8 protein-coding genes (1 of these 8 cut by a window edge) are annotated in these 10,000 nt (G+C 50.7%); 1 reads left to right on the top strand and 7 read right to left on the bottom strand.

All coding sequences use genetic code 11. From position 1 onward, the window contains the following. On the bottom strand, positions 1 to 2,261 hold the 5' portion of the coding sequence (gene gyrA / locus NSQ80_RS00040; RefSeq protein WP_323078380.1) for a DNA gyrase subunit A. The gene continues 262 nt to the left of window position 1, outside the view; the window shows 2,261 of its 2,523 coding nt (coding positions 1–2,261); its start codon is at positions 2,259 to 2,261; the stop codon falls past the left edge of the window. A 345-nt stretch (positions 2,262 to 2,606) separates the two neighbouring features. Here gyrA and NSQ80_RS00035 point away from each other — a divergent pair, with 345 nt between their 5' ends. Then, positions 2,607 to 3,398 (top strand): YheC/YheD family protein, encoded by a 792-nt coding sequence (locus NSQ80_RS00035; protein ID WP_339300820.1) that lies wholly within the window; start codon positions 2,607 to 2,609, stop codon positions 3,396 to 3,398. Positions 3,399 to 3,476: 78 nt separating this feature from the next. Here NSQ80_RS00035 and gyrB read toward each other — a convergent pair whose 3' ends face one another. The 6 genes from gyrB to dnaA all read right to left on the bottom strand — a co-directional run bounded on the left by gyrB (position 3,477) and on the right by dnaA (position 10,000). After that, complete coding sequence (gyrB, locus tag NSQ80_RS00030; protein ID WP_036644062.1) at positions 3,477 to 5,381, bottom strand: DNA topoisomerase (ATP-hydrolyzing) subunit B; 1,905 nt, start codon at positions 5,379 to 5,381, stop codon at positions 3,477 to 3,479. 41 nt (positions 5,382 to 5,422) lie between these two features. After that, positions 5,423 to 5,671: an extracellular matrix/biofilm biosynthesis regulator RemA family protein gene (locus tag NSQ80_RS00025; RefSeq protein ID WP_009223332.1), complete on the bottom strand. Its 249-nt coding sequence runs from the start codon at positions 5,669 to 5,671 to the stop codon at positions 5,423 to 5,425. Between the two features lie 16 nt (positions 5,672 to 5,687). Next, the gene (recF, locus tag NSQ80_RS00020) at positions 5,688 to 6,800 is read right to left on the bottom strand and encodes a DNA replication/repair protein RecF (protein ID WP_009223333.1); all 1,113 of its coding nucleotides are present in this window, start codon (positions 6,798 to 6,800) and stop codon (positions 5,688 to 5,690) included. A gap of 58 nt (positions 6,801 to 6,858) precedes the next feature. Then, entirely contained in the window at positions 6,859 to 7,083 is a 225-nt protein-coding gene (yaaA, locus tag NSQ80_RS00015; protein ID WP_028540079.1) for a S4 domain-containing protein YaaA, read from the bottom strand. 72 nt (positions 7,084 to 7,155) lie between these two features. After that, positions 7,156 to 8,298 carry a DNA polymerase III subunit beta gene (gene dnaN, locus NSQ80_RS00010; protein ID WP_009223335.1) on the bottom strand — a complete coding sequence of 381 codons (1,143 nt, stop codon included), beginning with the start codon at positions 8,296 to 8,298 and terminating at the stop codon, positions 7,156 to 7,158. Positions 8,299 to 8,653: 355 nt separating this feature from the next. Beyond that, a complete protein-coding gene (gene dnaA / locus NSQ80_RS00005; protein WP_009223336.1) occupies positions 8,654 to 10,000 on the bottom strand; it encodes a chromosomal replication initiator protein DnaA in 1,347 nt (448 codons plus the stop codon).

Raw genomic sequence — 10,000 nt, 5'->3', positions numbered from 1 at the left:
ACGACCTTGAGTCCGACAACCGTACCGTTCTTCTCCGTGACATTGATCGTTTTGATCCCCTTACCGCCGCGGCTTTGCGTGCGATATTCGGAGATCGGCGTCCGCTTGCCGTAACCATTCGCGGTTACGATCAAGACATCCTGCCCCGGAACCACAACGTCCATGCCGATGACAGAGTCGCCTTCATCCAGCGTGATCCCTTTAACACCGGTAGCTGCCCGGCCCATAGAGCGTACATCGCTTTCTGGGAACCGGATCGACATGCCTTGTGCTGTACCCATGATCACTTCTTCATTGCCATCGGTCAGCTTCACGTCGATTAACGTATCGTCTTCGCGCAGGTTGACGGCAATCAATCCGCCCTTGCGAATGTTGATATAGTCTTCGATTGGCGTCTTCTTGACGATCCCTTGCTTCGTAGCAAAGAACAAATACTTGTTATCGTCAAAACGCTCGACCTCGATAACCGCATTGACCGTCTCGCCCTGCTCAATCTGAATCAGGTTAATAATTGGCGTCCCCCGAGCCGTACGTCCCAGCTCTGGAATCTCGTACGCTTTGAGGCGATACGCCTTGCCGCGATCGGTAAAGAACATCAGATAATGATGGGAGTTCGTCACGAACAGATGCTCCACGAAATCATTATCCTTGGTGTCCATCCCGACAACGCCGCGCCCGCCGCGCTTCTGGCTGCGGTACGTTGTCACCGGCAACCGCTTGATGTAGCCGGTATGCGTAATCGTGATGACCACTTCCTCTTGAGGAATCAAATCCTCGTCAAGGATGCTTTCTTCACCGATCGTAATTTCCGTACGGCGTTCATCCGCGTATCTCTCACGGATTTCCTGCAGCTCTTCACCGATAATTTTCAGCACGAGCTGTTCATTGGCCAGAATCTCACGATATTCAGCGATCTTCTGGAGCAATTCGTTATATTCGTCTTCGATCTTCTCGCGCTCCAATCCGGTCAACCGGCGGAGTCTCATATCGAGAATCGCTTGTGCTTGTTCAGGGCTCAGACCAAAACGGGTCATCAAGCCTTCACGGGCTTCTTCATCCGAATTTGATCCCCGGATCAAAGCGATAACTTCATCAATGTGATCCAAGGCGATCCGCAAACCTTCCAGGATATGCGCCCGGGCTTCGGCTTTCTTCAAATCAAATTCGGTGCGCCGGCGAACAACTTCAACCTGATGCTGTAGATAATGACTCAAGACATCTTTCAGCGTCAGAATCTTCGGTTCATTGTTTACGATCGCCAGCATATTAATGCCAAAAGTGCTTTGCAGCGCCGTATGCTTATACAGGTTATTCAGCACGACGTTCGGATTGACGTCCCGCCGAAGCTCGATAACCACGCGCATGCCGGTGCGATCCGACTCGTCGCGCAAGTCGGTAATCCCGTCAATTTTCTTCTCACGTACCAGTTCGGCGATTTTTTCAACCAGACGGGCCTTGTTGACCTGATAAGGAAGCTCCTCCACGACGATCCGTGCTTTGTTGTTGTGCTCCTCAATCGTGGTCTTCGCCCGCATCGTAATCGAGCCGCGTCCCGTCGTATACGCCTGGCGGATCCCCGAACGGCCCAAGATATAAGCAGCCGTAGGAAAATCCGGGCCTTTGATATAATCCATCAATTCCAGCGAACTGATCTCCGGATTCTTGATTAACGCCTGAACCCCGTCAATGACTTCCCCTAAGTTATGCGGAGGGATATTCGTCGCCATCCCAACTGCGATCCCCGACACCCCATTGACCAGCAGGTTCGGAAAGCGGGAAGGCAGCACGACCGGTTCCTGCTCCTCGCCGTCGTAGTTCGGCATGAAATCAATTGTTTCTTTGTTGATGTCACGCAGCATTTCCATGGCGATTTTGGATAAACGCGCTTCCGTATACCGCATCGCCGCGGCCATATCCCCGTCGACGGAACCAAAGTTGCCATGGCCTTCGACAAGCATATATCTCATCGAGAAATCCTGCGCCATCCGCACCATCGTCTCGTAAACGGCGGAATCACCGTGAGGATGATATTTACCGATGACTTCACCGACGATTCTCGCTGACTTCTTAAATGGTTTGTCCGGATGCATTCCTAAATCCGACATCGCATAGAGAATGCGACGATGCACCGGCTTCAAACCATCCCGCACATCCGGCAACGCACGGCTGACAATAATGCTCATGGCATAGTCCATAAAGGACTCGCGCATTTCCACATTAATGTCCCGATCTATGATTTGAGAGAATTTTTCTTCCGCCATGCTGGACCTCCTTCATAATCTATCCACGTGCCTTCGTATGGGAAAAAGCCCGAAAAACCGCCACTTTCATTATATTACTTTCACAAATCAAGCTCAATTAAACGTGACCGGCCTTGTAACACGATCCATATAGACAGCAAAAAATTAGGGATGTGTCCACTCCCATCGAATCGAACGTTCATACACTACGGATATAGGCATTTTCTTTGAATCGCTGAAAAAGCTTATAAAATCCCCATATCTTATAATTATACCATTGTTTTTCTCTTCTGTCCTATGTTTTTCGCATATCGCATAGATGACAACGGGCCGGTTCCGGTCCGAAAGAAAGGAAGGATAAACGATTTGACGATCCAACGTATTGCAAGCAAGTGGGAGAAAACGAAAGTGATCTACCAGAAGGAATCCCTTCGTCCCTACATTCCGGATACGCGAAAATATTCCTTTGAGCATCTTCGGGATATGCTGGAGGAATACGGCTATGTCTTCGTCAAACCGGATCACGGCACCTATGGCATCGGCGTGATGAGCATTGAGAAATGGACGGATGACCTTAGCCCAGGCAGCCCGCTTCAGTATAAGCTCAGGTACGGAATTGAATACGAGCTGTACCCGACGATAGAGGAGCTTCACGACGCACTTGTCGCCAAGATGGGGTCTAAACCTTATCTGATCCAAAAAGGCATCCGTCTGCTCACCTACCGCCGCCGCAGGTTCGATATCCGCGCCCTCGTCCAGCAAACCCCGCGTAAGTCCTGGGAGACGACTGGATTTATCGGACGGATTGCTGCACAGCAGAAGGTCATCACCAACTATCACGGCGGCGGCAGCGTCATGCTCATTGAGGACCTGCTTAGCTCCTATATGACCCCCAAAGAGTTTGCCGAGAAGTACAAGGAAATGAAATCCATCGGCGTCCAGGCAGCCATCCAACTGGCTCGGAAATTTCCGCAGCTCAAGGAAATCGGGTTGGACATCGCCATCGACGAACAGTACCAAATCTGGATTTTGGAAATCAATACGAAGCCCGCTCTCTTCCCCTTCAAAATACTTCATCCCAAAGAGGTTTACCAAAAGATCCGGCGCTACGCTATCGCTTACGGCCGATTGAAGGCCAAATCCGCCAAAGCGAAATAGGAAAAAGGCTGTTCCCATCCTTCCGGATGCAAGTCCGGATCGTATAGAACAGCCTTATCTATTGGCTCCCGATATCGCTTAGATATCGAGATTCTTAACGTATTTCGCATGCTCGTGAATGAATTCGCGCCGCGGTTCGACGTTATCACCCATCAGTGTATCAAAGATCGCATCCGCCTGGATGGCGTCAGAGATCGAGACTTGCTGCATCACACGGCTCTCCGGATCCATTGTGGTTTCCCAGAGCTGTTCGGCGTTCATCTCGCCTAGACCTTTGTACCGCTGCACGTTCACTTTAGCGCCCTCGCCAAATTCAGCGATGATTTGATCGCGTTCTTTCTCGGAGTTGGCGTAACGAACGACTTTGTTGCGTTCGATTTTGAACAGCGGCGGCTGCGCGATGTAAACATAGCCTGCTTCAATGATTTTGCGCATGTAGCGGAAGAAGAAGGTTAAGAGCAATGTACGGATATGCGCCCCGTCGACGTCAGCATCCGTCATGATAATAATTTTATGGTACCGCGCCTTCGAAATATCAAAATCTTCACCAATTCCGGTGCCAAGTGCCGTGATGATCGCCCGAATCTCCGCATTGCCGAGGATGCGGTCAAGCCGTGCTTTCTCGACGTTCAGGATCTTCCCACGCAGCGGCAAGATCGCCTGGAAGTGACGATCCCGTCCTTGCTTTGCCGACCCGCCCGCCGAGTCCCCTTCGACGATATACAGTTCGCTGATCGAGGCGTCCTTCGAAGAGCAGTCAGCCAGCTTGCCTGGCAGGGCGCTGACTTCCAGTGCGCTCTTGCGCCGCGTAAGTTCGCGCGCTTTCCGAGCAGCTTCCCGCGCCCGCGAAGCTTGAAGCGATTTCTCCAGAATGCGCCGGGACACGGACGGATTCTCGTCCATGAACTCCTGCAGCTTCTCAGCAAAGAGCGATTCCACGATACCGCGGACTTCACTGTTGCCCAGTTTGGTTTTCGTTTGACCCTCAAACTGAGGCTCCGGAATTTTGACGGAAATAATCGCTGTTAACCCTTCGCGCACATCATCCCCGGTCAGGTTCGAATCGTTCTCCTTAATCATGCCGGTCTTGCGGGCATAATCGTTAATGATCCGCGTCAATGCACTCTTGAAGCCAGACTCATGCGTCCCGCCCTCGTGAGTATGAATGTTGTTTGCGAAAGAATAAATATTTTCCGTATAGCCATCGTTATACTGCAGCGAGATTTCCACCTGGATCATATCCCGCTGACCTTCAACGTAAATCGGCTCCTCATGAAGCACTTCGCGGTTCTGATTCAGAAAGCGGACATACTCCATAATGCCGCCTTCGTAGTGGAACGACTCGCTTTGACCTGTCCGTTCGTCCGTCAGCGAAATGTTAATCCCTTTGTTCAAGAAAGCGAGTTCGCGAATCCGCGTCAACAGCGTATTATAATCAAAGACCGTGGTCTCTGTAAAAATTTCAGGATCCGGATAAAAAGTCGTTTTGGTCCCCGTTTCAGTCGTGTCACCGATCACCCGTACGTCGTATTGAGGTGTGCCGCGGTGATACTCCTGCTGATAGATATGACCGTCGCGCTTGACCTCGACGATCACCTTCGTCGACAGGGCATTAACGACGGAGACACCTACACCATGCAAGCCCCCGGATACTTTATATCCGCCGCCGCCGAATTTCCCCCCGGCATGAAGCACAGTCATGACGACTTCCAGCGTCGACTTCTGCAGCTTCTCATTCATCCCAACCGGAATCCCCCGGCCGTTATCCTCAACCGTTACGCTGTTATCAGGATGAACCGTGACATCAATTTTATTCGCATAGCCGGCCAGCGCTTCGTCGATACTATTGTCTACGACTTCCCATACCAGGTGATGCAGGCCGCGTACGCTGGTCGACCCAATGTACATCCCCGGGCGTTTGCGCACCGCTTCCAAGCCTTCAAGCACCTGAATATTACTCTCGTCATATGTTTGTTCGTTCATTGACAATGCCTTCACCTACTTCTCTAGAATCAAATTCAAGGCTAAACCGTCAAAATCACGTTCGCTTTCTTCTTCAGCGTAGCGGAGGAGATCGGCGAGTAATAGATCTCGTTTTGGGTCACGACGATAGACTTCGCTTCCTCCTCGCCGATGCGCACCACGTTCTTGGTCTCCAGCGCATGGCTGAGGAATTGCTTGGATATTTTTGAAGACTTCTCGATCGTGATATCGAAAATTGCAATCAATTCCGAAGAGAGGATCACCTTTTCTCCGCCCAAATGTATATACATCCGTTTCCCTCCGTCCTTAACCTTGGACTTGTCCTTCCTGAACATGAAAAATGCTGGCGTCCTGTAATCGGCTTGCATTGATGCTCTCAATCCCTGTAGCCGTGATGAACGTCTGCACTTTACTCTGAAACGTTTCGATCAATTGGGTTTGGCGGTACGGATCCAACTCCGACAACACGTCATCCAGCAAGAGAATCGGGTATTCGCCGATTTCCTCATGAATGAGTTCAATTTCCGCCAGTTTTAACGATAATGCCGTCGTCCGCTGCTGGCCTTGGGACCCGTAGACTTGCGCTTCATTGCCGTTGATGATAAACGACAGATCATCGCGATGTGGTCCACACAGCGTCATGCCGCGGCGAATCTCCTGATCCTTCATTTGTGATAACTTTATCATAAATTGCTGCAATAGGACAGCTTCATCTTCTTCTTCGGCTGTGCCAAAAGAGGGGAGATAAGCCAATTTCAAGGTTTCACCGCCTCCGGTAATTCCCTCGTGAATCTGCTCTGCCCACTTTTGCAGTTTACTTATAAATTGTTTCCTTTTTTTAATAATTTTAACACCGTGTTGGACCAGCTGTTCGTTCCAAATCTCCAGCATGGTCTTGATTTCGGGACCGGCGCCCCAAGCCTGTTTAAGCAGATTATTGCGCTGAATCAGCACCTTCTGATATTGCTGCAAATGATACAGATAGCTCGGCTGTACCTGCCCGATCTCCATGTCAAGAAACCGGCGCCGTACCCCAGGAGTTCCCTTGACAATTTCCAAATCCTCGGGAGCAAACATCACGACATTCATCGCCCCGATAAAATCACTCAGCTTCCTCTGTTCCAGGCCATTGAGCTTCGCCTTCTTGCCTTGCGGCGATAAACGAAGCTCAAGTTGGACTGGGCCGTACTTCTTCTCCACCTCCGCGGACACCAGCGCATGGTCGCTGCCAAACGCGATCAGCTCCTTGTCTTTGCCGGTCCGGTGCGACTTTGTCAGCGCAAGGACGAACAACGCCTCTAGCAGGTTCGTTTTCCCTTGGGCATTCCGTCCGATGATCAGGTTCACGGCGCCGAAGGCGTCCAGCGTAAGGGTACCGTAATTCCGGTAGTTTTGCAGCGATAAACGATTTACAAACACGTTCTAAGCCCCCTCATTCTCCGCCAGTCCCCGGCCGTTTGGCCACAGGCAGGCCACTTCAGGGAGCCTGTTCTCCCGCCACCTGAAAAGAGCCGCAACCTTCCACCTCAACGCTATCGCCCGGATACAGCTTCCGGCCCCGCCGCTCTTCCGGTTCGCCATTCACCTTCACGGCACCTTCCTGGAGGATCGCCTTGGCCATTCCTCCGGTTGGCACGCAATCCGCCAGCTTCAGGAAAGAATCTAATTTAATATATTCGCTCGAGATGGGAATTATTTTCATGAGGAATCGGTTTCCTTTCTGTTGGTATCGCCAAAATGCTTCCGCTAGAAACATGCTTTGGACGCCAATGATCTAGTTCGTTGTCCGGTATGGCAGAATCAGATAAAGGCTCTGGCTGTCGTCCACCGGCTTAATGATGATAGGGCTCATCGCGCCTGTAAACCCGATGTGCAGCTGCTCGCTTTCCACGACCTTCAGAACGTCCAGCATATATTTCGAGTTAAAGGAAATGCGCAGCGGATCCCCCGAAAAATGAGCCACATCCAACTGCTCCGTAACCTTACCCAACTCCGAGGAGCTAGAGGAAATTTCAATGGTTCCGTCTTCCATCGTTTGCAGGCGGACGATATTCGTTTTCTCCTCGCGAGACAGCAAATAAGCGCGGTCGATCGAATCGCTTAACTTCTTCGTATCCAAGATGAGTTCTGTTTTATACGTAGTCGGAATAATCTTGGAAGTATCCGGATAAGTTCCGTCGAGAATGCGAGTATAGAACAACACGCGATCGATTTTGAATAACACCTGGTTGTCGGCAACGACGATTTCAACGCGCGTATTTTGATCCGGGATAATTTTGCTCAGCTCATTGAGCGTTTTGCCGGCAATGACGATGTTGCTGAACCGTACGCCCTCCGCGTCATCCAGACCGGCAATGCGGCTGGCCAGGCGGTGGCGGTCCGTCGCTACGAATTTGAACTGGTTATCTGCCAGGTTCCAGAGCACTCCGGTCAAGATCGGCGAAGTTTCGTTCGTCGAAATGGAAAATACCGTTTGCCGAATCATGTTCTTCAACAAATCGCCGGGAATCGAAATGACCTGATTTTCTTCGATGCTAGGCAGTACAGGGAATTCCTCCGGATCCAGACCTACCATTTGGATATCGGTGGATCCGGAACGGATGAAGGTTTGGAATCCGTCCTGCACTTCCATTTCGATTTCGGAGGAAGGCAGCTTCTTGATGATCTCGACAAAGAACTTCGCAGGCAGCACAACGCTCCCCGGACGCTCTACTTGTACGATTTGCTTCTCTTGATCCTCCGCCGGAATAAAGGCCTGAATCGAAATGTCCGTATCGCTGGCCGTCAGGGTCATCCCTTGAAAGTTCACATCTAGCTTGATCCCGGTCAAAATCGGAATCGTTGTCCGGCTCGAAATCGCCTTGGATACGTGTTGGATCGATTCATTGAGATCATGCTTCAAAATACGGATTTTCATAAATTCAACTCCTAAAAGTGTTATGAAGCATAAAGCTTCTAAGGGCATACTTCACATTGAACACTGCCTCGAAAGGGAACAGTCATATTCTTCGCCTCCGAAGCATAACCTTGAGGTATGTACGGTTTTGAGGCGGTTCATGCAGCCATCCTTATGATCTTCTTCGTTGAACTGGACAAGCGCAGCGTTGCAGCGACTGGCTGAAGCGAGCGGCTTGCCGCTACTTATGAAGATGTTTATATCTTTATAGATTAGAAGAAGTAGTAGGGGCACTGAATATGTGGATAACAACCGGAAAAATATGAAATGAAGCCTATCCACATGTGCATATCATGTGCATAGGCTTATCCCTTATTCAGGTAGCACTTTTTATTTTTTCGGTTATGTTGTTGATGATTTTATATAGCTCCTGATCCGTTTTGAGCTGCTGGGTGATTTTCTCATGCGCATGGATGACTGTCGTATGGTCCCTTCCGCCAAACGCATCGCCGATCTTCGGCAGCGAGAAATCGGTGAGCTCCCGGGCCAAATACATGGCGATTTGCCGCGGAAACGCGATCGCTTTGGTTCTTTTGCGCGCCTTGAAGTCGTCCAGCTTCAAATTGTAATACTCGCCAACCTTCTGTTGAATGTCCTGAATCGTGATCATCTTCGGACGACTGGATGGGATAATGTCCTTGAGCGCTTCGGCGGCCAAATGAGTCGTAATGTCCTGATTGATCAAGGAAGAGTAGGCGACGACGCGGATCAGTGCACCTTCCAGCTCGCGGATGTTCGTATCGATCTGATTGGCGATGTACATCATCGCTTCGTTTGGGATATCGAGGTTTTCCGCTTTAGCTTTCTTCCGCAAAATTGCGATCCGGGTCTCCAGGTCCGGCGGCTGGATATCGGTGATCAGTCCCCATTCAAACCGGGAGCGGAGCCGTTCTTCCAGCGTCGGAATCTCCTTTGGCGGACGGTCGCTGGAAATAATGATTTGCTTGCGTTCTTCATGCAGCGCGTTAAACGTATGGAAGAACTCCTCCTGGGTTGATTCCTTGCCGGCCAGAAATTGAATGTCGTCGATCAGCAAAATGTCGATATTGCGGTATTTGTTACGGAAGCTTTCCGCGCGGTTGTCCCGGATGGAATTGATGAATTCGTTCGTGAATTTCTCGGAGGAAATGTACACGACTTTACTGCTGGGGCTGTGCTCCAAAATGTAATGGCCAATCGCATGCATCAGATGCGTCTTGCCAAGTCCCACGCCGCCGTAAAGGAACAGCGGATTGTACGCCCGCGCCGGTGCCTCGGCGACCGCCAGCGACGCGGCATGAGCAAACCGGTTGCCGGAGCCAATAACGAAGGTGTCGAACGTATACTTCGGGTTAAGCATATGGGAAACGCTTTCCTCGCTTGGGACGGGAGCGGGGGGTTCCTTGTAAACCTGAGCTTGCTCGGGGGGAGCCGACTCTTCGATCACGAACGAGACGTCCACCTGCTTGCCGATCACCTCAAAAACCGTCGTCGCCACCAGTTTGGTGTAGCGGCTTTCGAGCCATTCTACAGCGAACGTGGTCGGAGCGGAGATCACAATCGACTGATCGGTTAAGGAGACTACCTTCGTCGCCTTAAACCAGGTGTCAAAGCTCGGTTTGCTTAATTTCGTATTAATAATAGATAAAATATGTTGCCATATTTCCGAAGTATGGCTGTCCAC

The sequence above is a fragment of the Paenibacillus sp. FSL K6-2441 genome (assembly GCF_037964765.1).
Lineage (GTDB): Bacteria > Bacillota > Bacilli > Paenibacillales > Paenibacillaceae > Fontibacillus > Fontibacillus phoenicis.
This window is presented reverse-complemented; position numbering and strand designations above follow the sequence as displayed.